At 72.1% G+C, this 23,655-nt stretch carries 26 protein-coding genes; 12 read left to right on the top strand and 14 right to left on the bottom strand.

Annotation, left to right across the window (positions count from 1 at the left end):
* Positions 1 to 69: 69 nt before the first annotated feature.
* The 3 genes from AB0J04_RS19295 to AB0J04_RS19285 all read left to right on the top strand — a co-directional run bounded on the left by AB0J04_RS19295 (position 70) and on the right by AB0J04_RS19285 (position 2,849).
* A complete protein-coding gene (locus tag AB0J04_RS19295; RefSeq protein ID WP_363169682.1) occupies positions 70 to 876 on the top strand; it encodes a class I SAM-dependent methyltransferase in 807 nt (268 codons plus the stop codon).
* A 14-nt stretch (positions 877 to 890) separates the two neighbouring features.
* Positions 891 to 2,444, top strand: coding sequence for a glycosyltransferase family 39 protein (locus AB0J04_RS19290; RefSeq protein ID WP_363169681.1), 1,554 nt, complete (start codon positions 891 to 893; stop codon positions 2,442 to 2,444).
* A gap of 183 nt (positions 2,445 to 2,627) precedes the next feature.
* A complete protein-coding gene (locus tag AB0J04_RS19285) occupies positions 2,628 to 2,849 on the top strand; it encodes a CarD family transcriptional regulator (RefSeq protein WP_351906099.1) in 222 nt (73 codons plus the stop codon).
* A gap of 417 nt (positions 2,850 to 3,266) precedes the next feature.
* Here the strand turns inward: AB0J04_RS19285 and AB0J04_RS19280 are convergent, their stop codons facing one another.
* A complete protein-coding gene (locus AB0J04_RS19280) occupies positions 3,267 to 4,688 on the bottom strand; it encodes a DUF2252 domain-containing protein (protein WP_363169680.1) in 1,422 nt (473 codons plus the stop codon).
* A 172-nt stretch (positions 4,689 to 4,860) separates the two neighbouring features.
* Between AB0J04_RS19280 and AB0J04_RS19275 the strand changes: the two genes are divergently transcribed.
* Both AB0J04_RS19275 and AB0J04_RS19270 read left to right on the top strand, forming a co-directional pair.
* Positions 4,861 to 5,427: an RNA polymerase sigma factor gene (locus tag AB0J04_RS19275; protein ID WP_363169679.1), complete on the top strand. Its 567-nt coding sequence runs from the start codon at positions 4,861 to 4,863 to the stop codon at positions 5,425 to 5,427.
* A 1-nt stretch (position 5,428) separates the two neighbouring features.
* Entirely contained in the window at positions 5,429 to 6,646 is a 1,218-nt protein-coding gene (locus AB0J04_RS19270; protein ID WP_363169678.1) for a CU044_5270 family protein, read from the top strand.
* Positions 6,647 to 6,653: 7 nt separating this feature from the next.
* Here AB0J04_RS19270 and AB0J04_RS19265 read toward each other — a convergent pair whose 3' ends face one another.
* The 3 genes from AB0J04_RS19265 to AB0J04_RS19255 are packed head-to-tail and all read right to left on the bottom strand — an operon-like array spanning position 6,654 to position 9,981.
* On the bottom strand, positions 6,654 to 6,932 hold the full coding sequence (locus tag AB0J04_RS19265) for a hypothetical protein (protein ID WP_363169677.1): 279 nt from the start codon (positions 6,930 to 6,932) through the stop codon (positions 6,654 to 6,656).
* A gap of 53 nt (positions 6,933 to 6,985) precedes the next feature.
* On the bottom strand, positions 6,986 to 7,672 hold the full coding sequence (locus AB0J04_RS19260; protein WP_363169676.1) for a response regulator transcription factor: 687 nt from the start codon (positions 7,670 to 7,672) through the stop codon (positions 6,986 to 6,988).
* Positions 7,669 to 9,981, bottom strand: a complete 2,313-nt coding sequence (locus AB0J04_RS19255) for a histidine kinase (RefSeq protein ID WP_363169675.1) — start codon at positions 9,979 to 9,981, stop codon at positions 7,669 to 7,671. The genes AB0J04_RS19260 and AB0J04_RS19255 overlap by 4 nt, the downstream gene beginning before the upstream one ends.
* 190 nt (positions 9,982 to 10,171) lie before the next feature.
* Here AB0J04_RS19255 and AB0J04_RS19250 point away from each other — a divergent pair, with 190 nt between their 5' ends.
* Positions 10,172 to 10,627 carry a DUF5707 domain-containing protein gene (locus AB0J04_RS19250; protein WP_363169674.1) on the top strand — a complete coding sequence of 152 codons (456 nt, stop codon included), beginning with the start codon at positions 10,172 to 10,174 and terminating at the stop codon, positions 10,625 to 10,627.
* Positions 10,628 to 10,629: 2 nt separating this feature from the next.
* Here the strand turns inward: AB0J04_RS19250 and AB0J04_RS19245 are convergent, their stop codons facing one another.
* From AB0J04_RS19245 to AB0J04_RS19235, 3 genes are all read right to left on the bottom strand, one after another.
* Positions 10,630 to 11,697: a CU044_5270 family protein gene (locus AB0J04_RS19245; protein ID WP_363169673.1), complete on the bottom strand. Its 1,068-nt coding sequence runs from the start codon at positions 11,695 to 11,697 to the stop codon at positions 10,630 to 10,632.
* Positions 11,694 to 12,431 carry a sigma-70 family RNA polymerase sigma factor gene (locus AB0J04_RS19240; RefSeq protein ID WP_363169672.1) on the bottom strand — a complete coding sequence of 246 codons (738 nt, stop codon included), beginning with the start codon at positions 12,429 to 12,431 and terminating at the stop codon, positions 11,694 to 11,696. Before AB0J04_RS19240 ends, AB0J04_RS19245 begins: the two co-directional genes overlap by 4 nt.
* Before the next feature lie 251 nt (positions 12,432 to 12,682).
* Positions 12,683 to 13,726 (bottom strand): medium chain dehydrogenase/reductase family protein, encoded by a 1,044-nt coding sequence (locus AB0J04_RS19235; protein WP_363169671.1) that lies wholly within the window; start codon positions 13,724 to 13,726, stop codon positions 12,683 to 12,685.
* Positions 13,727 to 13,869: 143 nt separating this feature from the next.
* On the opposite strand from AB0J04_RS19235, the gene AB0J04_RS19230 reads away from it, so the two are divergent.
* A complete protein-coding gene (locus AB0J04_RS19230) occupies positions 13,870 to 14,529 on the top strand; it encodes a TetR/AcrR family transcriptional regulator (protein ID WP_363169670.1) in 660 nt (219 codons plus the stop codon).
* A 99-nt stretch (positions 14,530 to 14,628) separates the two neighbouring features.
* Here the strand turns inward: AB0J04_RS19230 and AB0J04_RS19225 are convergent, their stop codons facing one another.
* Both AB0J04_RS19225 and AB0J04_RS19220 read right to left on the bottom strand, forming a co-directional pair.
* Positions 14,629 to 15,135 carry a class I SAM-dependent methyltransferase gene (locus AB0J04_RS19225; protein WP_363169668.1) on the bottom strand — a complete coding sequence of 169 codons (507 nt, stop codon included), beginning with the start codon at positions 15,133 to 15,135 and terminating at the stop codon, positions 14,629 to 14,631.
* Entirely contained in the window at positions 15,132 to 15,581 is a 450-nt protein-coding gene (locus tag AB0J04_RS19220) for a MarR family transcriptional regulator (protein ID WP_363169667.1), read from the bottom strand. The genes AB0J04_RS19225 and AB0J04_RS19220 overlap by 4 nt, the downstream gene beginning before the upstream one ends.
* 55 nt (positions 15,582 to 15,636) lie before the next feature.
* Between AB0J04_RS19220 and AB0J04_RS19215 the strand changes: the two genes are divergently transcribed.
* Positions 15,637 to 16,506 (top strand): NmrA/HSCARG family protein, encoded by an 870-nt coding sequence (locus AB0J04_RS19215; protein ID WP_363169666.1) that lies wholly within the window; start codon positions 15,637 to 15,639, stop codon positions 16,504 to 16,506.
* 203 nt (positions 16,507 to 16,709) lie between these two features.
* On the opposite strand, the gene AB0J04_RS19210 is transcribed toward AB0J04_RS19215, so the two are convergent.
* Positions 16,710 to 18,290 (bottom strand): CBM35 domain-containing protein, encoded by a 1,581-nt coding sequence (locus tag AB0J04_RS19210; RefSeq protein WP_363169665.1) that lies wholly within the window; start codon positions 18,288 to 18,290, stop codon positions 16,710 to 16,712.
* A 294-nt stretch (positions 18,291 to 18,584) separates the two neighbouring features.
* On the opposite strand from AB0J04_RS19210, the gene AB0J04_RS19205 reads away from it, so the two are divergent.
* A complete protein-coding gene (locus tag AB0J04_RS19205) occupies positions 18,585 to 19,400 on the top strand; it encodes a hypothetical protein (RefSeq protein WP_363169664.1) in 816 nt (271 codons plus the stop codon).
* 89 nt (positions 19,401 to 19,489) lie between these two features.
* Positions 19,490 to 19,945: a TerB family tellurite resistance protein gene (locus AB0J04_RS19200; protein ID WP_363169663.1), complete on the top strand. Its 456-nt coding sequence runs from the start codon at positions 19,490 to 19,492 to the stop codon at positions 19,943 to 19,945.
* A 71-nt stretch (positions 19,946 to 20,016) separates the two neighbouring features.
* On the opposite strand, the gene AB0J04_RS19195 is transcribed toward AB0J04_RS19200, so the two are convergent.
* Entirely contained in the window at positions 20,017 to 20,370 is a 354-nt protein-coding gene (locus AB0J04_RS19195) for a DUF952 domain-containing protein (protein ID WP_363169691.1), read from the bottom strand.
* A gap of 266 nt (positions 20,371 to 20,636) precedes the next feature.
* Between AB0J04_RS19195 and AB0J04_RS19190 the strand changes: the two genes are divergently transcribed.
* Both AB0J04_RS19190 and AB0J04_RS19185 read left to right on the top strand, forming a co-directional pair.
* Positions 20,637 to 20,840, top strand: coding sequence for a cold-shock protein (locus AB0J04_RS19190; protein WP_031482971.1), 204 nt, complete (start codon positions 20,637 to 20,639; stop codon positions 20,838 to 20,840).
* Positions 20,841 to 20,964: 124 nt separating this feature from the next.
* A complete protein-coding gene (locus tag AB0J04_RS19185; RefSeq protein WP_363169662.1) occupies positions 20,965 to 22,470 on the top strand; it encodes a DEAD/DEAH box helicase in 1,506 nt (501 codons plus the stop codon).
* A 7-nt stretch (positions 22,471 to 22,477) separates the two neighbouring features.
* Here the strand turns inward: AB0J04_RS19185 and AB0J04_RS19180 are convergent, their stop codons facing one another.
* The 3 genes from AB0J04_RS19180 to AB0J04_RS19170 all read right to left on the bottom strand — a co-directional run bounded on the left by AB0J04_RS19180 (position 22,478) and on the right by AB0J04_RS19170 (position 23,647).
* The gene (locus AB0J04_RS19180) at positions 22,478 to 22,726 is read right to left on the bottom strand and encodes a DUF4287 domain-containing protein (protein WP_363169661.1); all 249 of its coding nucleotides are present in this window, start codon (positions 22,724 to 22,726) and stop codon (positions 22,478 to 22,480) included.
* A 97-nt stretch (positions 22,727 to 22,823) separates the two neighbouring features.
* Positions 22,824 to 23,048, bottom strand: a complete 225-nt coding sequence (locus AB0J04_RS19175; RefSeq protein ID WP_363169660.1) for an SDR family oxidoreductase — start codon at positions 23,046 to 23,048, stop codon at positions 22,824 to 22,826.
* 50 nt (positions 23,049 to 23,098) lie between these two features.
* Positions 23,099 to 23,647 carry a hypothetical protein gene (locus AB0J04_RS19170; RefSeq protein ID WP_363169659.1) on the bottom strand — a complete coding sequence of 183 codons (549 nt, stop codon included), beginning with the start codon at positions 23,645 to 23,647 and terminating at the stop codon, positions 23,099 to 23,101.
* Positions 23,648 to 23,655: the final 8 nt, after the last annotated feature.

Genomic DNA, 23,655 nt, shown 5'->3' with positions numbered 1-23,655 from the left:
ATCCCTTCATCCCTTCATCCGGGGTCCCCCCATGTCCGGGGTCCCGCCATGCACGGAGGTCGATTCGTCATGCCTTCAGACGCCAAGTCGCCGAAGAAGCTGCGCAACAACCGCGCCGCCCTCACCCACAAGATCGGGTACGCGCTGCGCAACCCGGGCCGCGTCTCCCCGTATCTGCGCCGGGCCGGGCGGGACGCCTGGCTGCGGCTGAAGCACCCCGACCACGTCGGCTACTACCGGGCCGTGATGGCCTCGGACACCCGCCGCAACCCCGAGGCCGCGGTCGGCAGCCAGACCCACGACCGCTGGCTGGCGCTCGGGGAGATGCAGTTCGACTACCTCATCGAGCACGGGCTGTCCCCCGAGCACCGCATGCTCGACATCGGCTGCGGCAACCTGCGCGGCGGCTGGCGCTTCATCGGCCACCTCGACGCCGGCAACTACTACGGCATCGACATCTCGCCCGACATCCTGATCGCCGCCAAGAAGACGCTCACCGAGCGCGGGCTCCAGGACAAGCTGCCGCACCTCACCATCAGCGGCGACCTCACCCTGGACTTCCTGCCCGACGACCACTTCGACGTCATCCACGCGCACAGCGTCTTCTCCCACTCGCCGCTGGACGTCATCGACGAGTGCCTCGCGCACGTCGGCCGGGTGCTGACCGACACCGGGTTCTTCGACTTCACCTTCGACCGCACCGAGGGCACCGAACACCAGGTGCTGCGCGAGGACTTCTACTACCGCACCGAGACCCTGCTGGCCCTGGCCGCCAAGCACGGCCTGTACGGGCGCTTCATGGACGACTGGGAGAAGCGCCCGCACGGCCAGTCGAAGATACGGGTCAGCCGCTCGCCCCTGCCCACCACCGCCTGAGCACGCCGTCCCCCATGGCACCCACGACGACGTCCACGGCGACGCCCACCAGCACCCGGCCCCGCCCCCGGCCGCGTTTCGTCCCGCGGCCGCCCGTGCCGCCGCGCGTCACCTGGCGGCCGGGGCCGGGCCGGGCGGTCACGGCGGCCGTGCCCGCGGGCCTCGTGCTCGTCCTGGGCCTGTGGGGGATCACCCGGCAGGACAGCATGTGGCGCGACGAGGCCGCCACCTGGCAGGTCACCCACCGCAGCCTGCCCGAGATCTGGCGCATGCTCGGCACCGTGGACGTCGTCCACGGCCTGTACTACACGATCATGCACCTGCTGTTCGAGGTCTTCGGCGACAGCCTGCTGACGCTGCGGGCGCCGTCCGTCGTCGCGATGGCCGGGGCGGCGGCCCTCACCGCCGACCTCGGCGCCCGGCTCGCGGGCCGCTGGAGCGGGCTCGGGGCCGGGCTCGCCGTCGCGCTGCTGCCCACGTGCCAGGCGTTCGCGCAGGAAGGCCGCCCGTACGCGATGGTGACCGCCGCGATCGCGTACGCGACCTGGCTGCTGGCGGCCGCGATGCGCCGCCCGCGCGCCCTGACCTGGTGCGGATACGCCGTCGCCGTCTTGCTCGGGGCGCTGCTCAACTGGTTCTCGCTGCTCGCGCCGGCCGCCCACGCCGTCACGGTCGCCGTCGCCCGGCCGCACCGTGCGGTCCGGGCGGGCTGGCTCCTCGCCACGGGCGCCGCCGTGCTCGGCGCCCTGCCGCTGATCCTGGCCAGCCGGGGCCAGTCCCGGCAGGTGTCCTGGATACAGCCCGTGTCCCCGGGCACGATGGCCGTCGTCGCGGCGATCGTCCTGGCGGCCGGCGGCTGTGCGCTGCTGCGCGGCGCGCGCGAACCCGCCCGTGCGCACCTGGTCCCGGCGGGGCGGCTGAGCCTGGCCGCCGTCGCCGTCCCGCTGTGCGTGGTCCCGCAGGTGACGCTCCTCGTCGTCTCGCTCACCGTGCAGCCCCTCTACGTCGCCCGCTACGTGCTGTTCGCCGACCTCGGCCTGGCCCTCCTCCTGGGGGTGGCGTCGGCCGCGCTCGCCGGACGCGTGTCCTTCCGACTGGGCCTGCGCCCGGCGGTCGCGCTCGCCACCGTCACCGCGCTCGCGTTCCTGGCCCTGCTCCCCCTCGAACTGGACATCCGCGCTGCCGACAGCCGCGTCGACGACGTGCTGAGCGCGGCCGACGTGGTGGAAGCGGTGGGTGGGCGGGGCGGCGCGGTCGTCTTCATCCCCTCGGCCCGGCGCGACACCGCCACGGTCTCCCCGGGCGCCTTCCGCGGACTGCGCGACATCGCCCTCGTCCGCACCCCGGCCGCCGCCGGCACCCTGCACGGCCTCGAGGCGGACCCGGAGGCGATCGCCCGCGCCCTGCTGCGGGAGGACATCGTCATCGTCGTCGGCGACGCGACCGAACGCCCCGCCCGCAACACCCGCGACCGCGCGAAACAACGTGTCCTGCGCGAACACTTCACCGAGCGCTCCACGACGGTCCGCCGCGGACGCAGCGTCACCGTCTACGAACGGGTGCGGTAGCGGGCCGTGTGCCCGACTTCCGTACCAGGTCAGGGGTGTCGCCCGGGCGGCGGGGAGCCGCCGGATCGGCCTTCTTCCGGTGCCGGAACCGGCCCGGATCGGTGATCGTTCGTCCGAGCCGGTGCCGAACAGTGATGCGGACGGCCGCAGCGAACGGCCCCAAGCGGGCGCATACTGGTGGCAATGACAAAGCCAGCTGCACCGAAGCGTTATTTGCCTTCCAGCCCGTTCAAGGCTCCGGTCGCGCCGCCGCCCAAGCACTTCGAGGTCGGTGACCAGGTCACACACGACATGTACGGCCTCGGCCGGGTCATCGGTATCGAGGAGGGGATCGCGGCGCTCGTGGATTTCGGTTCGGCGCAACAGCGGATCCTGAGTCCTTACTCGAAGATGAGCAAGCTGTAGGACCGCTGTGCCCGGTCACGGCACGCCAGGCGCCCTCACGGCCCTGTAACGATAGGGAGACCTCTCATCGAACCGACCTCGCTGTTCTCCGCCCCGGAGGGTGCGATCCGCTCCGCCACGGCAGCGTCGCCCCCTCCGACGACGAACCCCTTCCAGGCCCCGGACTTCGGAGAGATCGAGGCCGAGTCCTTCCTGCCGGACTTGGACGAGGATCAGCTCAGGGCAAGCTAGCTCGACCAGCGACGTCCCCCCGTCCGCCACTTCTGTCCCCGTCTTGCCCAGCTTCGCCCCGTTTGGCCCCATCGCGTTTCGTTCGTCCTCGTACGAACCCCTTCACCGCCGTACCGATCACCGCCGTACCGCCGCCGCCCGGCGTACGGCGGTGATCGGTGTGACGCCCCGGTCCGGGCCCGGTCCTCACGCTTCCTGCGCGGGCAGCCGGCCGGCGCTCACCGCGTCCAGGAGCGCCTGATGGTCGCGCTCGTTCTGGTCGGCGTACAGCTCGGCGAACGTCACCAGCGCACGGTCGAAGGAGTCGCCGCCGCCGAGATAGGCGGCGATGGCGATCCGGTCGCCGGACCGCGCGTGGGCCCGGGCCAGCGTCGCGCCGCAGAGCTCGCCGAAGGTGCCCATGCCGCGCGGCACCATGTCCTCGGCCTCGGCGACGCCCTTCCAGTCGCGCAGCTGGCGCACATAGAAGTCGCGCCGTCGGCCGTCGATGCCCTCGACCCGCTCCCAGCCCAGGAAGATGTCGCTGGTGGCCTGCATCAGCCGCTGTCCGGAGACGACCCGCTCGCCCTGCGTCCGGTACTCGCTGGCGCCGGCATGGGGTGCGAGAACCGACTCGTCGGCCTCCTTGGCCTGGAGGAACAGCGGATCCTCGTCGTCCCGGCCGAGCAGCAGCACGATCCAGCAGCGGGTGCCCACGCTGCCGACCCCGACGACCTTGCGCGCCATGTCGGCGACCCGGTACTGGTCCAGCAGGAACCGCCGGTCCGACTGCACCGTCCGGCCGTAGCGTTCGAGCAGCCCGCGCAGCGGCTGCTCCACCTCGCGGTAGCCGGTGCCCGGCAGCAGGTCGCGGAGCGGGACGATGAGCGGCGGGTCAGGGGCGATCACGCGCCTGCCGTCCACGACCCGGGTGAGTTTGCCGAACGCCTGGAGCGTGTCCCGCGAACGCGCCTTGGTCGCAGCCTTCGACCAGCGGTCACGGCCCCGCGCGGACAGGTCGGAGCCGAACCGCTCGCGCACCCAGTCCACGTCGAACCGGGTGTACCAGACCTCCAGGTTGCCGCTGCCGGCGAAGGAGCGCATGTGCTCGCGGTAGGACCGCACGGTCGCCCGGACGATCGCCCTGCGCTCCTTGGTGCTGAAGCCGTTCAGCCGGCCCGCGATGACGAGGCTGGCGGCCAGCCGCTTGACGTCCCACTCCCAGGGGCCCGGCAGCGTCTCGTCGAAGTCGTTGATGTCGAACATCAGTCTGCGTTCGGGGGACGCCAGCAGTCGGAAGTTCAACATGTGGGCGTCGCCGCAGAGTTGGGCCCTGAATCCCGACCGCGGAGTGTCGGCGAGGTCCGACGCCATGATGGCGGCCGCCCCCCGGTAGAACCGGAACGGCGACTCGGACATCCTCCCGTAGCGGATCGGCACGAGATCGGGCAGCCGTGTCGCCGACTGCTTCTCGATGATCTCCAGCGGGTCGGGCCGCTTCGGCCCTGGCGCGAACTCCGCGTGACTGGACCGGGGCGCCGCGTTGCGCGCGGCCTTGCCGAGAGCGGCCCGTTCCTGCGGGGTGCGGTGTCGTATCTCGCGCCCGTCCGGATGACGGTTCTGAGTCATGACGGCGGCTCCCGGGAAGCTCGATAAATACCCGATAAGCACATGAACTACGTAATTCAGCCTATCTTCGGGGCGGACTTCGGGCGAGCTCAGAACTTCCTCTCCTCCCCCTGTAAGAAATCGCGGCTCCCGACCATTTCCAGGTGAGAGAGCCGAGACGAGGAGACGGTGCGTGACCGAAGTCCAACGCTTCCGTGACCTGTACGAGGAGTGCCAGCCGAGGGTGCTCGCCTATGCGTCGAGCCTGGTGGGCCGTCAGGTCGGGGAGGACATCGCCAGCGAGACCTTCACGGTCGCCTGGCGGCGGATGCGGGACATACCGACGCCGCCGTTGCCGTGGCTGCTGGGCGTGGCCCGCAATCTGACCCATGAACTGCGGCGCCGCGACGGCAGACAGTACGAGGTGGCCGTCGAGGAGGCCCAGCGCATCATCACCTCGGGCGCCCAGGTAGACGACGTCGCCGCCGATGTGACCGAACGGGCGGCGGCGCTCCAGGCGCTGGCCACACTGTCGGCCGCCGACCGCGAGGTGCTGACGCTGGTCGCCTGGAACGGGCTCGCCCCGAGACAGGCCGCACGCGTCCTCGGCTGTTCCACCGCTGCCTTCCAGGTGCGGCTGCACCGGGCGAGACGGCGGCTGGAACGAGCTGTGGACGAGGCCGCGGCCGGACTCTCTCGTGACCGGCGCCCCAAGGCGACTGCGAATGCGACTGCGAATGCGAATGCGAAGGAGTACTGACATGGCACGTAAGCGGCCCGATGTCATGAAGATGCTGGCCCAGGCCCGGCCCGCGGAGTTCGACCCGGCCCGGCTGGCCGGTTCCGAGCGCGCCCGGGACGACCTGGCCGCCATCCTGGCGAGCACCCAGGACGAGCCCGAGACCCGAAGGGCGGTCCGCCCGGCCCGGCCCGCGCGGCCGTTCAGCTGGGGCTGGGCGCTGCCCGCCGCGGCGACCGCGGTGGTCGCGGCCGTGGTCGTCGGCACCCTGGCCGACGGCGGCGCGGGCACCGGCGTGGACGCCGGCGGCTACCGGGCGAGTGCCGGGGCCTCGACGGACGGCACCGGATCCGGGCAGACCCCCGCGAACGGCCGCCTCGCGCTGCTGAACGTCGCCGCCCAGCTGGACAGCACGGCGCAGGACGGCGCTTACTGGCAGCTGACCACGCGCTCGGCCTCGATCGGCGTGATCGCCGAGCCCGTGTCCGGCTTCTCCGTCCTGTCCACCGAGACGCAGCAGTGGTCCTACGGGGTGAAGTCAGGCACCGAGAGCCTGTGGGTGTCGGGGATCGACGACTCCACCCAGCCCCGCACCGCACGCGACCGGCAGCGCTGGCAGGCGGCCGGTTCGCCGCAGGAGCTGACCCTCGCCGGCGGCGGCATCTCGGGCGGCAAGCTCGGGCTGCGCATCGAGTCGGCGTCCGAGAGCCAGCCGACGACGACCCGGATCAACGTAGGCGACGAGATCGCCGCGCTCGGCGCCGACAACGTCACCTACGCCGACCTCCAGAAGCTCCCCGGCGACAGCACGAAGCTGAAGGCCTACCTCGCCGGCCTCTACAAGGAGGACGGCGACAGCGAGATCTCCGACCGCACCGAGTGGATGTGGCAGCAGGCGGCCGGGCTGATCGGGCTGCCGGTCACGGCCGAGGTCAGGGCCGCCGCGTACCGCGTGATCGCGGACCTGCCGGGCATCGTGTCGCTCGGCGAGGTGACCGACCCGCTGGGCCGCAAGGGCGTCGGCTTCGCCCTGCCCGCCTCCGACACCCCCGACTACGGGGCCGTACGCTCCGAGCTGATCGTCGACCCGAACACCGGTGCCATGCTCTCCGAGCAGCGCACGGTGACCGAGCCGAACGCCGCCGCCGCCGCGGCGGGCGTCACCGCGGGCACCCTGGTGAACTACACCGCCACGGAGAAGGCGGAGTGGAGCGACCGCCCGCTGGAGCCCCGCAAGTAGTCCGGGTTCACGCGCTGCGGCGCAGCGCACGGGCGCACCAGCCGATGACCGTGGCGTTGACCAGCGCCCCGAAGGCGACGGCGACCACGAGCATCGTGTAGTGGTCCGGCAGCGCCAGCACGACAAGGCTGGCCGGGGCGGTGGCGAGCAGCGGGACGACCCCCGCCATGGACTCGCCCGAGTCGTCGACGACGGCCACCACGAGCGCCCACCCGAGCAGACCGGCGCAGATCGCCAGATAGCCGAGGGCGAAGACATTGCCGAGCGTCTGACGCAGACGGGTCACGGGACTGCTCCTTGATCGCGATGTGAGTGGTGGCCAGAGGTGGTCAGAGGTGGTCAGAGGTGGGCGCCCGGCGGGTTCGGGCGGGCGAGTCCGAGGTCGTAGGCAAGGATCGTCGCCTGCACCCGGTCGCGCAGCCCGAGCTTGCGCAGCAGCGCGTTCACATGCGACTTCACCGTGCCGACGGTGATGCCCAACTCCGCGGCGATCTCCGCGTTGTTGAGTCCGGTCGCAAGCAGTTCGAGGACGCCTCGCTGGCTGCCGGTGAGGCTGTCCAGCTCGCGGGGGCCGCTGCCGTCCCCGGTGCCGGCGACCGTCGTCCCGTTCGCGTAGTGGCCGATGAGCCGGCGCGTCGCGGACGGCGCGAGCACGCTCTCGCCGACGGCCACCACCCGGATGCCGTCCAGCAGTTCGGCGGGGCGGACGTCCTTGAGCAGGAAGCCCGAGGCCCCGGCGCGCAGCGCGTCGAAGACGTACGCGTCGAGGTCGAAGGTGGTCAGCACCAGCACCCGGGGCGCGTTCTCCCGGCCGGTGATGATCCGGGTGGCGGCGATGCCGTCCAGTTCGGGCATCCGGACGTCCATGAGGACGACGTCCGGGGCCAGTTCGGCGGCGAGACGCACCGCTTCCGCGCCGTCGCCCGCCTCGCCGACGACCGTCATGTCGTCCTCGGCGTCGATCACGGCGGCGAACCCCGCCCGGACGATGCCCTGGTCGTCGACGACCAGCACTCTGAGGCTCATCGCTCCCGCTCCTTCGTGTTCACGTCGGCCGGCGCGGGCGGGGCGAGCGGCAGCCGGAGGCCGACCGTGCCCTGCGGACCGGTGGTCACCATGCCGCCGAGCGCCTCGATCCGCGCCGCCAGCCGTTCCTGTACGGCGGGACCGGCGGCGCGGGGCACGCCGGTGGCCGTGAGCGTCAACGTATCGTCGTCCGCGTCGAGTTCGAGCACCGCGGGCCCTTCGCCGCCGGCCGCGAGGACCGTCTCGGCGGCGTGGTAGGCGGCGAGGTCCACCGCGGTGGGCAGTCGGCTCGGCACCCGGTCGGTCAGCCGTATCTCGACCTCGCGGCCGGTGGCCCGGAGCTGGTGGGCAAGCAGGTCGAGGGCCTGGAGGGTGGGCTGCGGCCGCAGTTCGGGGCCGGTTCTGCCCTTGCCCTCCCGGACCGCGTCGAGCAGGGCGCGCATCGCGGCGAGGGCCTCACGGGCGTGTTCGGCGGTCGCGTCGAGCCGGCCCGCCTCCGCCTGCGCGACCATGTCGGCGGTGCGCGCCAGCACGGTGGTCTCCAGCCCGGCGGCGATGCGCCGGCGCTCGGCCCACGCGTCCCGGACGGCCTCCTCGGTCCAGCCGGCGAGACGTTCCTCCCGCGTCCCCCGGGCGGCCCGTTCGCGCCGCCCCCGCAGGACACCGACCCACCATGCCGCACCGGCCGCCAGCCCGGCCCCGGCCGTCGCCGCCCCGGCCACCGCCCACAGGGGCTGCGTCGTCCCCCGGTCCAGCACCGCGCCGGTCGCGGCCGCCGCGTGCACGGCCGCCGCCACGAGCGGGAGGGCCGACGTCGGCCGGTGCGCAGCCGTCGAGGCGAGCATCGCGCAGGTGGCGAGCATGCTCAGGGCGGGCGGCAGGGCGACCGGGCCGGTGTAGTCGCCCGCGGCCATCGCGACCGGCCAGAGCAGCGGCAGCCCGAGCAGGACGGCGTGCGCGGCGCGGGGCGCGCGGCGCAGCCACAGCAGCGCGACGGCCTGGGCCGCGGCCAACAGCGCGAAGAGGACGCCCGCGGAGACCTGGGAGCCGGTGGACGCACCGGCCGCCGTGGGCTCCGCCCGGATGACCAGCGCCGGGAGCAGCGGCTGCAGGACGAGGCCGAGAGCGGCCGTCAGCTGTGCCAGGCGGTGGCCGCGCGACACGGTCGGCCGCACCTCGGCGGCGGTCCGGCCGGGCAGCTCCGCGCGCACCTCCCAACCGCCGTCCGCCGTGGGGCCGCTGGTCAGGGTGCCGCCCGCCTCCCGGGCCCGGGACCGCAGGAAGCCGGTGCCGCGTCCGCCGCCGAGGCCCGCGGCGTGCGCGGTCGCACCGGCCGGCGGGGCCGCGCTGGTGACCACGACCTCCGTGCGGCTGTCGCCGTACCGGCACAGCACGCTCGTCCGCGCGCCCGGCGCGTGCCGGGCCACGTTGGTGAGGGCCTCGCGCACGATGCCGTACGCCGCGTCCGCGACGGAGCCGTCCGGCAGGGGGTCGATCTCGCAGTCCACCCGCTGGTCCAGCCGCCGGAACCCGGCGACGAGGTCCAGCAACCGCTCCTGCGGCGACGGCAGTTCCTCCCGCGAGGGCGTCGGCGCCCGCACCGCGCCGAGCGCCCGCGTCACCTCGCGGCCGGTCCCGACGGCGAACTCCAGCGCCTGAGCGGCGAGTTCGGGACGACGCTCACGCAACCCGAGCGCGGCGCCCGCCGTGACCACCACAGCCGTCAGATGATGGGCGCTGACATCGTGCAACTCCCGTTCCATACGGCGGCGTTCGGCCGCCGGGAGCCGGTGTCGCTCGGCCTCGGCCCGCTTCAGCAGCCGCTCGGCCGCGCGTCGGGCGCGCCCGGTGCGCCGTACGAGGAAGCCGGCGCCGCACGCGGCCGCGTACAGCAGCGCGGTGAGGACGAGGTCGAGGCCGTCGCGGTCGCTGAGCCCGTGCAGGCTGATGCCCTGGAGAAGCTGCCAGACGGCGAGCGCCACCACGCACAGCACGGCGGTGAAGGCGTCGCGTTCGGTCGCCACGGTGAACAGCGCCAGCGCCACCCCCGCGGTCCCGAGCACCGCCGTCGCCCCGACGGGCAGCGGCCCCGCGCCCAGCGCGCAGGCGGCGGCCACCACGACGACGGTCGTCACCGGGCGGGCCCGGCGCAGCGCGAGCGCGGCCGTCACCGGCCCGGCGACCAGGAGGGCGACGAGCAGCGCGGCCGGGGCGGGGACGTCCCCGCGCACCAGCGACGCCCCCGGCCACACCACGGCCTGGACGCAGATCAGCAGGACCGGGAGCAGCCGGTCGTCGGTTCGCTTCATGGCCGACCCAGGCTAGGGCCGCAGCGGGGCGGCCCGATTCCCGCTGGAGGCTGATTCGCCTCTCTTACTTTGGTTGCAGACGCTCCACCTGCGGTGAGACGCCGCGATCGTCCCTCAGCGCGAGGACTGCGCCGGGCCCCCGACCCTAGGCTCGATCACATCAACTCGACCCAGCTCAGGGGGAATTCCCATGACCAAGTCCCAGCGCATCGTCGTCTCCTCGCTCGTCGGCGCCGTCGCCCTCGGCGGGGTGGCCGTCGGCAGCCTCGCGATGGCGTCGGCGGCCACGAAGCTCACCGTGGAGAACGGCTCGGCCCGTTACGTCGCGCCGTCCGCCGAAGCCGCCGGCTCGCTCACCTTCACCGCGGACGTCAGCGACGACTCGGGCGTCCGTGAGCTCAAGGTTCTCGCGTGGCCCGCGAGTTCGAAGCTCGACCCGACCGCGGCGGAGCTGCGGGACGCCGAGAGCGCCGAGTGCCGGAGCACCTCGGACGAGACGTCCCGCTGCACCTACACGCTGAAGGTCACGCAGCAGGACGCCGCCGAGCTGGCCCCGGGCACCTGGCACCTCTCGGTCCTGGCCACGGCCGACGACGGGGACACACTGTTCGTGCCCCGCGCGGCCGCCTTCGACGTCGCAGGCTGACGTCAGCCGGCCTGTGACGGTGTCTGCTTCATGCCGTCCACGATGGCCCGGGTGATGACGGCGCTGGTGGAGGTGACCGTGCCGGGCTTGATCAGGACTCCTTCTTCGGTATAGCCCTTGACCTGGACCGACCGGTCGCCGAGGAAGACGTGGGTCTTCTCGTCGAAGATCCATTCCTCGCGCTGCCCGCTGGTCTCGTCCATCCGGGCCACCGCCACGCCGTGCCGGCCGATCGCGTCCACCGCGTCGTTCACGATCACCACGCCCGGAATCTTCGCGGCGGTCTTGAACAGCGCCGAGTACAGCGCCGCCGGCGGGTAGCTCTCGTTCAGCAGGTCGCCGATGGTGCTGAACGCCTGCTGGTCGGGGGTGTTGCCCTGCCCCTTCGTCTCCTTGTAGATCTTGGCGAGGAGCGCGTCGGGGTCGGTGGGCAGCTTGGTCAGGTAGTCGTAGGACGGCGCGCCCAGGTGCGCGGTGGGGGTGTTGCCCTGCTCGTCGGGGAGGCTCAGGGTCTCGCCCTCGGGGCTGTCGTTGACGGCGGGGTCGATCAGCCAGCCCTCGGTGCCGTCCGCGGAGTCCCACACCTGACGGCGGTGCAGCTCATGGCTGGCCAGGGAGGACTTGTCGTCGACCGTCCGCACGAAGGTGTCGGCCGTCTTCGACTCGATGTAGACGAACTGGCCGGGCTCGACGGTCGGGTGGGGCGCCTCGGCCGCCGCGAGCGAGATCTGGTCGAGCAGCTGCGGCACGCCCTTGGTGGTCGGGGTGCCGAGGGTCGTGGTCAGGGCGGGGCCGGTCGCGAGACCGCCGTCCCTGACCCCGGAGCCGCCGTCGGTCACCACGCCGGCGACGACCGCCGCGGCCACGGCGGCGGCCATCGCGGGCAGCGCGATCGCCAGGCGCGGCATCCGCAACCGCCGGACCTTGGCGGGGGCCGGGGACTCTTCTGCCTGCCGCATGTCGTGGATCTGGGCCATCAGACGCTCCTTGTGGAACTGGTGACGGTCCGTCGGCAGGTCACGGGCCGTAGAGGCGAAGAGCTCTGCGGCGTCGTCCGTGTTCACGTTCATCGGTTTCCTCCCTGCGCGGGCCGGACCACATTGGTGTGATCGCCTCTTGTCTGTCGGGCGGGACGCCCGCCTTCCCACATTCCGCCGACTCTTTTGAACTCTCTGCCGGATGGCGAGCCGGCCTGCGAGCCGGATCGCAGTCCGGATCGCGAGCCGGACTGCCTGCGGGATGGGCTGCCCGCTTCCCGGCCGGCGTCTCGGGCGGGCTCGTCCGCGGCGAGCGCGCGCAGCTTCTTGCGGGCCCGGGAGAGACGGGAGGCGACGGTGCCGACCGGGATCCCGAGCGCTTCGGCGGCGGCCTCGTAGTCGAGCCCCTCCCCGAGGCAGAGCGCGACGACCTCGCGCTCCGGTCTGCGCAGCGTGGCGAGGGCGGTGAGCGCCTTCGCGAGCCGCTCCCGGTCGTCGAGCCGGTCGGCGACCTCGTCGGCGTGGTCGGGCACGGCCGACTCGGCGGCCGCGGCGGCGCCGGCCGCGGCCCGGTAACGCCGGTTGCTCCGGAACTGGTTGCGCGCGGTGTTGGTCGCGATGCCCAGCAGCCAGGGCCGCAGCGAGCCGCCCTCGGGCTCGACCCGGTCACGCAGCCGCCACGCCTCCATGAAGGTCGCGGCCATCACGTCCTCGGCCGTCGACCAGTCCGCCGTCAGCCGGAAGGCATGGTTGTAGACCGCGCGGGAGTAGCTGTCGAACAGCTCCGCGAACGCGCCCGATTCCCCGGCCCGTACCCGGGTACGCATATGTGTGCTCACCTCCATGAGCTGTCCGGCACCCCACCCGGACTTCCCGTGATGTGCGTCACACGACTTTCGGCAGTGTTCGGCGGCGGCGGGACTTCGTAGGGTCGCAGTCGTGCGGAAACCCGGGTGGGAAGCGCTGCCGTTGGCGGCGGCAGGCAGTGTAGGGCTGAGCATGACGAGCCGGTTCAGGCCAGGAGCAGATCGGGCCCCGCCCCCGACGATCGTCGGGCTCGGCACCACTCCTGACACCCCTACGGATTGAGGACGACCTTCCCGACGACCGTGCCGGACTCGGCCAGCCGTACCGCCTCCGCGACCTCGGCGAGCGGCAGCCGGCCGGCGATGCGGGGGGTGACGTCGCCGCGTTGCAGGGCGGCGAAGACCTGCGTGAGGTCGGCGCGCAGCCGGGCCCGGAACCGGTTCTTGGACAGGGCCCGGCCCGCCCAGACGTTGAAGAAGTAGGCGCGGCGGCGGTTCGGCAGGGCGTTCCACAGCCACAGTCGGCCGAGCAGCTTGAGCACGGGCCACCGCTTGGACCCTTCGTCGTCCCGCGTGGAGGCGGTGCCGTAGGACACGAGCGTGCCGCCGGGTGCGAGGAGCTTCCAGGAGTCGACGATGCCGCGCCCGCCGACATGGTCGAAGACGGCGTCCACCCCGGCGGCCGGGGCGAGTTCGCGAATCCGCGCGGTGAGGTCCTGGGCGCGGTAGTCGACCGGGACGACCCCCTGCTCCCGGAGGACGTCGTGGTGGCGGGCGGAGGCGGTGCCGATCACCGTCGCACCGGCCGCCAGTGCCAGCTGAACGAGCACCGAGCCGACGCCCCCGTTGGCGCCGTGCACCACGACGGTCCGGCCCGCGCGGATCCGCGCCTTGCGGTACAGCATCTGCCAGGCGGTGATGCCGTTGAGGATCAGGGTCTCCGCCTCCGCCGCGTCGATCCCGTCGGGCACCGGCACCGCGTCGGCCGCGTCGACGAGCACATGGCTGGCCCAGCCGCCGACCTTGACCAGCGCGGCCACCCGGGCGCCGGCGAGGCCGGGGTCGACGCCCTCGCCGGTCGTCAGCACCGTGCCGACCAGGTCGTAGCCCGGCACGAAGGGGAACGGCGGCTGGTCGTAGTACCGGCCGCGGCGCATCTGCTGCTCGGCGAAGGCGACCCCGGTCGCCTCCATCCGGACCAGCACCTGCCCGGGCCCCGGCACGGGCACCACCCCGCGCCGGATCCGCAGCCCTTCCGGCTCGACTTTCCCCGGCAGGACGACCTCGACGAGTTCGGTGGATCCTTCGGCGTTCATGACGACCTCCAGCTAGCGCTACCCATGATTGTGTTCGTTAGAAGTTGTAACGCAACCGAATGGAGGGTGTCAATAACCTTCGTGATAGCCTCTAACTAAATCTTGGGGATATAGGCACACCTTCGGAGAGGTGGCGGCAGGCCATGGCGGAGACGGGCACGACGACCCCGCGCGAGCGCTACCGCGCCCAGGTGCGGGCGGAGGTCAAGGAACGAGCGTGGGAGCAGATCGCCACGGCGGGGGCCTCGGCGCTCTCCCTCAACGCGATCGCCAAACAGATGGGCATGAGCGGGCCCGCGCTGTACCGGTACTTCGCCGGCCGCGACGAGCTGATCACCGAGCTGGTCCGGGACGCGTACCGAAGCCTCGCGGACACCTTCCGCGCCACCTCGGCCGCGGGCGGCGACCTGACCGGGCTCGCGCACGCGCTACGCACCTGGGCCCTGGCCGACCCCCACCGCTACTTCCTCGTCTACGGCACACCCGTCCCCGGCTACCACGCGCCCGACGACGTCACCACGATCGCGTCCGAGATCATGACGTCCCTGCTCGACGCCTGCGCCGACCTGCCCGCCGACGGTCCGCCGACCCCGCTCACCGCCCGACTCGAAGGCCTCGGCGACCGGTGGACCGCCGGCCACCCCGCCCCACCCGCCACCCTCCACAGGGCCCTGACCTGCTGGACCCGCCTCCACGGCGTCCTCTCCCTCGAACTGGCGGGCCACTTCACAGACATGGGCTTCGACCCGGCGCTGCTCTACACGGCCGAGCTGAACACCCTGACGGGCCAGTCACCGAACTGACCGACGCCCGCACGCCGACCGCCTCGACGAGCCGAGGACGCGGCTGGTCTACAGAGTTCGTCGCGGCGACCGCCGTATGCGCGGCGCAGCCTCGATCCCCTACGCCTCGGCGCGGACGACCAGTGTGCCGATGTGACCGGACTTCGGCGCGTCGATGACGCGGGCCTCGGCGGTCGCGAACCCGGAGCGGGTGAGCAGCCGCTCCCAGACGGCGGGGCGGTAGGAGTACCGGTAGGTGAACATGGCCTTCCCCGCGAAGCCGCCCTCGTACATGCCCTGCGGGCCGTACGCGCCGGGGATCGCCGGCGGCTGCGAGAACACGAACACCCCGCCGGGGCCGAGCCGGTCCCTCACCAGGGGGAAGAGGCGCCCGGGGTCGGTGAACCAGGCCGCGCCGAAGATCGAGCAGACGGCGTCGAAGGTGTCGTCGCGAGCGGACAGCCGCTCCAGAACCTCGCCGCACTCGAACGTGGCGCCGGCGCCGCTGGTACGCGCAGTTCTGTCCCCCGGCCTGACGCGGAGAACCCGGTCTGACGCGGAGAACCCGGTCTGACGCGGAGAACCCGGTCTGACGCCGGCCGAGCGTTCTGTGTGGGCGGCCGTCATTCCTTGCCGCGCAGACGGGCGATCTGTTGCCGGGAGAGTTCGACGGTGCGCCGCATGTGCCGGTACAGCAGGGCGCGCTCGTCCTCGGTGCAGTCGGCGAACATCACCCGCCATCCCTCCCCCAGCTCGGACCACAGTTCCATGAGTTCCCGCATCGCCTCCGGGACAGGCTCCACCCGGACCCGACGGCGGTCGGTCTTGTCGCGGTGCCGGACCACGTAGCCGGCCTTTTCGAGCCGGTCGACCAGCCGGGTCGCCGAGCCGCTGGTCAGACCGGTGAGTTCGGCGATCCGGCCGGTGGTGAACGGGCCGGGCTCTGCGGTCAGCAGGTTGAGGCACTGGACGTCGGTGGGGTGCAGATCGAGATGGTCCGCGACTGCCTGGTTGAACATGACGTACGAGGCCAGGTAGCGGCGGGACTCCTGCTGGAGGTCATCGATCAGCATGCACACCCTCGCTAAATATCTGCGTGACGCAGCAACTGTGCCGTACGGTAACCGCATGACGAAGGAATCCTACCGGCCCGTGGTCGCCGTCGCCGGAGCGACCGGCGCCCAAGGCGGCGCTGCCGCCCGCTCACTGCTCGATCAGGGCTTCCAGGTCCGCGCCCTGACCCGCACACCCGACTCGGCCGCCGCCCACGCGCTGAGGGTCCTCGGCGCCGAGGTGCACGCGGCCGACTTCGACGACGACAAGTCGCTGGAGGCCGCCCTGAAGGGCACCGACGGATTGTTCGCGATGTCCACGCCGTTCGGCTCCGACCCGGAGACCGAGGTCCGGCAGGGCATCGACCTGCTGGAGGCCGCCCGCGGTGTCGGGCACATCGTGTTCGCCTCGGCCGCGCACGCCGACCGCGGCACGGGCATCCCGCACTTCGACAGCAAGTACCGCATCGAGCGGCACCTGCGAGGGCTGGGTGTGCCGTGGACGATCCTCGGTCCGGCCGCGTTCATGGACAACTACACGGTCGAGTGGTCGCTCGAGGGCCTGCGCGAAGGCCGGTTCATGCTGCCGATGCCGGCCGACCGGCCGCTGACGCTGATTCCCGCGCGGGACATCGGCGCCTTCGCAGCACATGTTCTCGCGCGGCCGCAGGAATTCGCGGGCCGACGCATCGACATCGCCTCCGACGAGCTGACCTGCCCGGAGATTGCGGAGGCCCTGACCGGCGCGTGCGGCCGGCCGATCGTCTTCGAGCGGCTGCCGATCGCCCACGTCGAGGCGTTCTCGGCCGATCTCGCCGCGATGTTCCGCTACTTCACCGAGGTCGGCCTCGATGTGGACGTGGACGCGCTGCGGCGTGACTTTCCGGAGGTCGGCTGGCAGCGCTTCGGCAGCTGGGCGGCCAAGCGCACCTGGCCGGTCAGCTGATTCCACGCGGTCGTCGCACAGCGGGACTCAGGCCACGAGCAGTTCGCGCAGGCGCTCGGCCGGGGTCTGCCGGCCGAGCTTTCTGCATGGGCGGCCGTCGGGTTCGGCGGCGACGGCGGCCAGGTGCTCCCGGGTGCGGACGGACGATCCGGCACGCCGAGACCCGGGCCTTCTCCTCCCCGTCGCGTCCGACCTCCCATCGGCTACAGCGTCACCACCCTGCCTCCCAACGTCACCACCAGCTTCCCGTCCGAGGCGAAGGACCAGGCCAGGGCGCCCGAGTACGAGGCGCAGCGCGAACCGTTGGCGCCCGTCCAGAACTGGTTCGTGGCGTCGGCGTCGCCGATCGTCTTGTCGTTGGAGCCGGTCACCGAGAAACGGCACGACGTGTTGGTGCGGAAGACCGAAGTCCCCGCGTCCCACGAGTAGTTGCGGGTGATGTTGTCGACGCTCAGGTTGTTCGACACCGCCATCGAGCCCGGGTTGCTGTTGTACGTGAAGCCGTGCTTGCCGTTGTGGTACGCGATGCTGCGCCGCACGACGTGGTCGACGGCGATGTCGTCCCCGCCGAGCTTGTAGCCGTTGCGGTCGCCGTTGGTGTTCACGGTGCCGTCGCTGAGGGTGCCGTTGTCGTAGGAGAGGGAGTCCTCGATCGTCACCGGGCCGATCGCGCCCGTGTCCGTCTTCGTGTAGAGGTCCCAGCCGTCGTCGATGTTGTTGTGCGCGACGGAGTAGCGGAAGACGTTGCCCGTACCGGTGGTGAGCTTCGCGGCGAAGCCGTCCGCGTCCTCGCCGTCGGAGTCGGCGTTGTCGTGCGACTCGGCCGAGACGACGAGGTTGTCGGACGGCCACTGCGCGGCGGGGGTGCTGGAGGAGATCCGGCCCAGTTGCAGCCCCGTGTCGTGGTTGTAGCGGGTCACGGTGCGCTCGATGACGTTGTGGCTGCCGCCGACGTAGATCCCGTTGTCACCGGCCCGTTCCACGACGACGCCGTACACACGCCAGTACGAGCCGAACAGCTGGAGCCCGCGGTTCGACGAACTCTCGCTCTGCGCCGAGAAGTTGAGGACCGGCGTCTCACCCGGGTAGGCGGACAGGGTGGTCCGCGCGCTCGCCGTGCCGCTGCTGGTCGCCGGCACGGTGACCGTCGACGACTGCGCGTACGTCCCGCCGCGCAGGTAGATCGTGCCGCCGGCCGTCACCCTGCCGATCGCCGACGCGAGGGTCGTCGGGGCGGACTGGGTGCCCGCCGCGCCGTCCGTGCCGCTCGGCGAGACGTAGATCGCGCCGGTCGTGGGGGGTGTGGTGCCGCCGTCGGTCGTCGTCGCGTCCACGTAGTCGACGTTGGGCAGGCCGTCCGCCGTGGTCGGGGCGAGGCGGATGGTGTTGCTGCCCGCGTTCAGCGTCACGGTGAGCGTCTTGGTGACCCAGGTCGACCAGGCGCCGGTGGCCTCGAAGGACGGCGTCTGCACCGTCGTGCCGTTGACGACGAGCGAGGCCGGGCGGGCGGTCGTGGCGCCGTTGGCGAAGCGGACGTTCAGCGTCGCCGTGCCGGCCGTCGCCGCGGTCACCGTGAACTGGGCGTATCCGCCGGTCGAGTTGGTGCCGTTGCAGAATCCGGTGCCGGAGTAGCCGGTCCAGTTCGAGTCGATGGCGCCGACGCAGACCGCCGGGGACGTCTCCGCCTCGTAGCGGACGGTGGCGGCCTGCGCCGTGGTGCCGGACAGCGCGACGAGCGCGCCTGCCACCAGGCCGGCGCATGCGATGACAGGTCTCAGAAACATCGTTGGCATCGTTGATCTCTCCATCTCCAGGACGGTGCGGGTCGTCTGCCAGAGGTGCGGAAAGCGCTTTCTAGCGGAAGCTAGAGGTACTGTCCTGAGCGCGTCAATAGTCATTTACTTGATTCATATTCATATGGATGGACGCACAGCCGTGCGGCGACGGCATCCGCCCACGCCCCTCAAGGGATCCGCGAGGGGTCCACGAGGGATCCGCCACGGATCCGCGACGGATCCGCGCAGGAGCATCACACAGGCTGCACACAGTCGTTCGAACGACTCGTTAGCGTGCCGCAGATGGACTACTGCTCCTCGTGTCGTCGGCATCTCAACGGCGCCCTGGTGTGCCCCGGGTGCGGCGCCTACGCCCCGGACATCGCCCCGGTCACCCTCCGGCCCGCGCAGCCGACGTCGTACGCCCCCGTGGCGGCCGTTGCGCAGACCGAGCCGCCCCGGCCGCCCGAGCCGGCCGAGCCGTATGTGCCGCCCGTGGCGTCCGCGCCGCCGGGGCGGGCCGCGCGGCGGCGGCAGTTGGCACGCTGGAAGAAGAACCAGCGTCGGGCCGTGGTCGCGACGGCCGTCGCCCTCGTCGGCGGCGGTCTGACCGTCGCCGCGCTGGACCGGCAGGGCGGCGACCGCGCCCAGGCGGCCACCGCACCCGAGAACCCCACCACGTACGGCGGCGAGGTGCCGACCTCGGAGCACACCCGCCCGACGGTCGACCGGTCCGACGCGCACCGGCCCTCGACCTCCCCCACCGCACCGACACAGCCGCAGTCCCCGGCGACCGAACTCGGGGGCGAGCGGTACACCCCCTCGACCTCGTCGAACACCCACCCGGACGCCGCCGCCGCTCCCTCCGCGCCCCGTACGACCACGTCGCCGGCCACCGCACAGCAGGGCACCGACACCTCCTCGTACCAGGGGTCCGTCACCACTCCCACCGACACGTCCGGCACGTCGTCCGGGCAGCAGGCGTCCACGCCCGCCGCGAGCGACAGCGCCGCCGACTCGTCGAGTTCGACGTCCACGTCCACGACTACGTCCACGCCCGCGCCCGCGGCGACCTCGCCGTCGGCGGTCTGTCTGCTGGGTCTGATCTGCCTCAGCTGACCTCCGGTCACGGGAAGCGGAAGCGGCGGGAACCAATCCGGACGATCGATAGTTTGAACGATTGATCCGTACCGACCTCTGGAGTTCTCATGGCCCTGTGGGACCGCATCAAAGAGTCCGCGTCGACGATGCAGACCCAGCTCGAGGCGAAGAAGAACGACCTGAAGAGCGGTGCCTTCCGCGACGCGAGCATGGCGATGTGCGCCCTGGTCTCCGCGGCGGACGGCACCATAGACCCGGCCGAACGGCAGCGGGTGGCCCAGCTGATCGCCACCAACGACGTGCTGCGCAACTTCGACGCCACGGACCTTCAGCGGCGCTTCGACGACAACCTGAACAAGCTGACCACCGACTTCGCCTTCGGCAAGGTCAGCGTGTTGCAGGAGATCGCCAAGGCGAAGAAGAAGCCCGCCGAGGCGCGGGCCGTCATCCAGATCGGCATCGTCATAGGCGGCGCCGACGGCGACTTCGACAAGACCGAGCAGGCCGTGGTCCGGGAAGCCTGCTTCACCCTCGAACTGCCCCCGCACGAGTTCGACCTCTGAGGAGTCCGAGCTCGCATCAAGCCGAAGGGCGCGCCGCACGTGCGGCGCGCCCTTCGGCTGCTGAGTGACTGTCAGCCGGACTCCGTCAGGCCGACGGCCCGGCCCTCCGCGTCCCAGCGGACCTCCAGGACGCGGACCACGGCATCGCGGTCGAGCGGTCCGAAGACATGCGGGAACAGGGTGCCCTCGGCGACCCCGGGCGGCGGGGCGGGGGCGGCCGCCTCCCACTCGCACCGCGCGCCGAGCCGCTCCGCGTCGAGGACCAGCGCCAGCAGCGGCCGCGCGGCGCTCCGGTAGAAGGCGTTGACGACGGCGAGCGTGGTCACCTCGTCGGGTGAACAGTGGACGAACCCCTCCTGTGCGAGAGAGGCGGGCGCGTAGGGCCGGTCTTCCCATTCCGCGAGCGGTACGACGTGATAAATCATCATTGGATCATCATCAGGGCATCCCGCCGCGAAGCCGCCGCCCGGCTTCCCGCACGGTCGCCCGCAGGGTTGGCTCCCTGCTCCACGGGCCCCTCCTGCGTTCCTGTGCTACCGTGATAAAAGTGGCAGTTTCGGTTACCAGAGGCTTGTGAGTGCTCTTCGACCATCCGTCGACGAGCACTCTTTTTGTTTCCGGGGCTTTCTGATCCTGCGACGCCGGGTCCGCAAGGTGCGGACACCGGGCACTGCCCCAAGGGAGATTCAATATGGCATCTGGCACCGTGAAGTGGTTCAACGCGGAAAAGGGCTTCGGGTTCATCGAGCAGGAGGGTGGCGGCCCGGACGTGTTCGCCCACTACTCCAACATCGCCACCCAGGGCTTCCGCGAGCTTCAGGAAGGCCAGAAGGTGACCTTCGACGTCACGCAGGGCCAGAAGGGCCCGCAGGCCGAGAACATCGTTCCCGCCTGAACCGCCTGACGTCCACGAGACGCTGAGATCCGCGCGCTTTTCACGCGGATCCCGTGGCCGGGGCCCGTACTCCTGAGTACGGGCCCCGGCTCATGGCTTTTTGCCCTTTCGAGGAAGGTTCCGAATGAACCGCAACAGCTCCGTCCGCTCCCGTTCGGACAGGCGCCAGGGCGCCCCCGCCCGTTCGGCCAAGCCAGGGCGGAGCGGACGCGGGAGTCGTCCCGCCGCGTCCGGCGGTGAATTCGCGCTGCCCGTCACCCTCACCCCGGGGCTGCCGGCCGTCGAGGCGTTCACCGAACTCGACATGCCCAAGCCGCTGCTGGCCGCCCTCAGCGCCGAAGGCGTCACCACCCCCTTTCCCATCCAGGCCGCGACGCTGCCGAACTCGCTCGCCGGCCGGGACGTCCTGGGCCGTGGCCGCACCGGCTCCGGCAAGACCCTCGCCTTCGGCCTCGCCATGCTGGCCCGTACGGCAGGACAGCGCGCCGAACCCCGGCAGCCGCTGGCCCTGGTCCTCGTCCCCACCCGGGAACTGGCCCAGCAGGTCAACGACGCCCTCACTCCTTACGCCCGCGCGCTGCGGCTGCGGATCGCCACGGTCGTCGGCGGACTGTCGATCGGCCGGCAGGCGAGCGCCCTGCGCGGCGGCGCCGAGGTCGTCGTGGCCACGCCCGGCCGCCTCAAGGACCTCATCGACCGCGGCGACTGCCGTCTCGACCGGGTCGAGATCACCGTCCTCGACGAGGCCGACCAGATGGCCGACATGGGCTTCATGCCGCAGGTGACGCAACTGCTGGACCAGGTGCGTCCCGACGGCCAGCGCATGCTGTTCTCGGCGACCCTGGACCGTAACGTCGACCGGCTGGTGCGCAACTACCTGCACGACCCCGTCGTCCACTCGGTCGACCCGTCCGCGGGCGCGGTCACCACGATGGAGCACCACGTGCTGCATGTGGAGGACGAGGACAAGCACGCCACGACCACGGAGATCGCCGCCCGCGACGGCCGCGTGATCATGTTCCTGGACACCAAGCACGCGGCGGACCGGCTGGCGAAGAAGCTGCTGGCCGTCGGGGTGCGCGCCGCGTCCCTGCACGGCGGCAAGTCGCAGAACCAGCGCACCCGGACCCTGGCCCAGTTCAAGGACGGCCATGTCACGGTGCTGGTGGCGACCAACGTCGCGGCCCGCGGCATCCACGTCGACAACCTCGACCTCGTCGTCAACGTCGACCCGCCCGCCGACCACAAGGACTACCTGCACCGGGGCGGCCGCACGGCACGCGCCGGCGAGTCCGGCACGGTCGTCACCCTCGTCCTGCCCAACCAGCGCCGGGACATGACGCGTCTGATGGCCGACGCCGGCATCACCCCGCAGACCACCCGGGTCCGCTCGGGCGGCGCCGAGCTGAGCCGGATCACCGGTGCGCAGGCCCCGTCGGGAGTGCCCGTCGTCCTCGCGCCGCCGGCCCCCGCCGAGAGCCGTCCGGCACGCGGTGGCTCAGGACGGGGCGGCGGCGAGCGCAACGGCTCCGCCCCCCGCGCCCGACGCGGCCGTCCCGCCGCCGCCACCTCCGCGCAGGGCCGTCGCCGGACCCCCGCCAAGGGCAACGGCACGACCGGCGGCCGCTGAGGCCGACTCACGCGCCGGCGGCCTCCGCCAGCGTGTGGGCCACCAGCGCGTTGGCGTGGCCGTGGCCCAGGCCGTGCTCGGTCTTCAGCCAGGAGACGAGTTCCCTGTGCCGGGTCAGGGGCGAGGCGCGGATCAGCGTCTTCCACTCGTCGATCGGGCGGCCGTACTTCTTCTCGATCGACGGGAAGTAACTGGCAGGGCCCTTCACGGGTGCGGTCTTCGGTGCGGGCTTCAATGCCGGCTTCGGTGCGGTCATCTCGGTCGTTCTCCTTCGTCTCCGGCTGCCTTCGGCTTCCTTTCGCTGTCGGACCGGCGGCGGGGAGAGAAGTGATCGGTCGCGGACGTGATCTGTGTCACCGTCCGGCGACCTCGGCGACCTCCTCCGAACGACCGGTGCGGCCGAGGGGGGTCGCCTCGACGAGCTTCCGCATCGACTCGTGCTCAGCTGCCTCCTGTCGGCCCTGCGGGGTGCCGATGACGCCCGGCGCGAGCGAGCGGACCCGGCCGTCGACCGGCCCCAGCCGTACCGCCTCCCGGCGGGCGAAGCGGGTCACGCCGTGCTTGGCCCACGACGACAACGGGGCAACGGGCAGGCGCAGGAACCTGGCTTGACTCAGGCAAGTAGCCGCTACGGTGCCGGCGGTCCCGCACGAAGGGTGCCGTCATGTCCGTCGGGACGGCGCATGTGTACTTCTCGTCGACGGCCCCGCTGCTCGCCGGCGTCGACCCGGCCCCCGTCCCGGCCGAGACGATCCCGGCCGACGCGATCCCGGCCGACGCCGGTCACCGCCAGCGCGAGACCCGCGTACATGAGCCACCGCCCCCACTCCGAGGCGAGCAGCTCGCGGGGATCGCCGTCCGGCATGACACGGCCCCAGACGCAGGTCACCCGGGGCGGGAACGCGTCCACGGTGACGCGGTCGAGGCGGTAGTCGCGCATCATGTCCATGTAGACGCCGTCGCCGGTCGGGGAGGCGCAGACGTCCATGGGATGGAGGAAAGCGAGGCCGTAGACGGTCGCCGCGCCGTATCCGGCCAGCGCGATCGCCGAGCCGAGGATCGTCCAGCGCCGGCCCGGGGACAGCCCGCGGGCCCGCGCCCACAGGTCCAGGGCGACGACGAACGGCGCGAGGACGATCGTCAGGGCCATCGTGCCGAAGTCGGCGAACACGTCCATCGCCCTGC

The sequence above is a fragment of the Streptomyces sp. NPDC050263 genome, assembly GCF_040655955.1.
GTDB lineage: Bacteria > Actinomycetota > Actinomycetes > Streptomycetales > Streptomycetaceae > Streptomyces.
Note: the sequence above shows the minus strand (reverse complement) of the source record. Positions and strands in the feature narration are given on the sequence as shown.

Excerpts from the sequence above, each read along its gene's own strand:
- AB0J04_RS19225 (WP_363169668.1), bottom strand. The coding sequence starts at position 15,135 with ATGACGGCCGCCCACACAGAACGCTCGGCCGGCGTCAGACCGGGTTCT.
- AB0J04_RS19190 (WP_031482971.1), top strand. The coding sequence starts at position 20,637 with ATGGCATCTGGCACCGTGAAGTGGTTCAACGCGGAAAAGGGCTTCGGG.
- AB0J04_RS19280 (WP_363169680.1), bottom strand. The coding sequence starts at position 4,688 with ATGACTCAGAACCGTCATCCGGACGGGCGCGAGATACGACACCGCACC.
- AB0J04_RS19270 (WP_363169678.1), top strand. The coding sequence starts at position 5,429 with ATGGCACGTAAGCGGCCCGATGTCATGAAGATGCTGGCCCAGGCCCGG.
- AB0J04_RS19195 (WP_363169691.1), bottom strand. The coding sequence starts at position 20,370 with ATGATTTATCACGTCGTACCGCTCGCGGAATGGGAAGACCGGCCCTAC.
- AB0J04_RS19290 (WP_363169681.1), top strand. The coding sequence starts at position 891 with ATGGCACCCACGACGACGTCCACGGCGACGCCCACCAGCACCCGGCCC.
- AB0J04_RS19215 (WP_363169666.1), top strand. The coding sequence starts at position 15,637 with ATGACGAAGGAATCCTACCGGCCCGTGGTCGCCGTCGCCGGAGCGACC.
- AB0J04_RS19185 (WP_363169662.1), top strand. The coding sequence starts at position 20,965 with ATGAACCGCAACAGCTCCGTCCGCTCCCGTTCGGACAGGCGCCAGGGC.
- AB0J04_RS19295 (WP_363169682.1), top strand. The coding sequence starts at position 70 with ATGCCTTCAGACGCCAAGTCGCCGAAGAAGCTGCGCAACAACCGCGCC.
- AB0J04_RS19285 (WP_351906099.1), top strand. The coding sequence starts at position 2,628 with ATGACAAAGCCAGCTGCACCGAAGCGTTATTTGCCTTCCAGCCCGTTC.
- AB0J04_RS19260 (WP_363169676.1), bottom strand. The coding sequence starts at position 7,672 with ATGAGCCTCAGAGTGCTGGTCGTCGACGACCAGGGCATCGTCCGGGCG.
- AB0J04_RS19180 (WP_363169661.1), bottom strand. The coding sequence starts at position 22,726 with ATGACCGCACCGAAGCCGGCATTGAAGCCCGCACCGAAGACCGCACCC.
- AB0J04_RS19220 (WP_363169667.1), bottom strand. The coding sequence starts at position 15,581 with ATGCTGATCGATGACCTCCAGCAGGAGTCCCGCCGCTACCTGGCCTCG.
- AB0J04_RS19250 (WP_363169674.1), top strand. The coding sequence starts at position 10,172 with ATGACCAAGTCCCAGCGCATCGTCGTCTCCTCGCTCGTCGGCGCCGTC.
- AB0J04_RS19235 (WP_363169671.1), bottom strand. The coding sequence starts at position 13,726 with ATGAACGCCGAAGGATCCACCGAACTCGTCGAGGTCGTCCTGCCGGGG.
- AB0J04_RS19245 (WP_363169673.1), bottom strand. The coding sequence starts at position 11,697 with ATGAACGTGAACACGGACGACGCCGCAGAGCTCTTCGCCTCTACGGCC.
- AB0J04_RS19230 (WP_363169670.1), top strand. The coding sequence starts at position 13,870 with ATGGCGGAGACGGGCACGACGACCCCGCGCGAGCGCTACCGCGCCCAG.
- AB0J04_RS19205 (WP_363169664.1), top strand. The coding sequence starts at position 18,585 with ATGGACTACTGCTCCTCGTGTCGTCGGCATCTCAACGGCGCCCTGGTG.
- AB0J04_RS19200 (WP_363169663.1), top strand. The coding sequence starts at position 19,490 with ATGGCCCTGTGGGACCGCATCAAAGAGTCCGCGTCGACGATGCAGACC.
- AB0J04_RS19210 (WP_363169665.1), bottom strand. The coding sequence starts at position 18,290 with ATGTTTCTGAGACCTGTCATCGCATGCGCCGGCCTGGTGGCAGGCGCG.
- AB0J04_RS19255 (WP_363169675.1), bottom strand. The coding sequence starts at position 9,981 with ATGAAGCGAACCGACGACCGGCTGCTCCCGGTCCTGCTGATCTGCGTC.
- AB0J04_RS19170 (WP_363169659.1), bottom strand. The coding sequence starts at position 23,647 with ATGGACGTGTTCGCCGACTTCGGCACGATGGCCCTGACGATCGTCCTC.
- AB0J04_RS19240 (WP_363169672.1), bottom strand. The coding sequence starts at position 12,431 with ATGCGTACCCGGGTACGGGCCGGGGAATCGGGCGCGTTCGCGGAGCTG.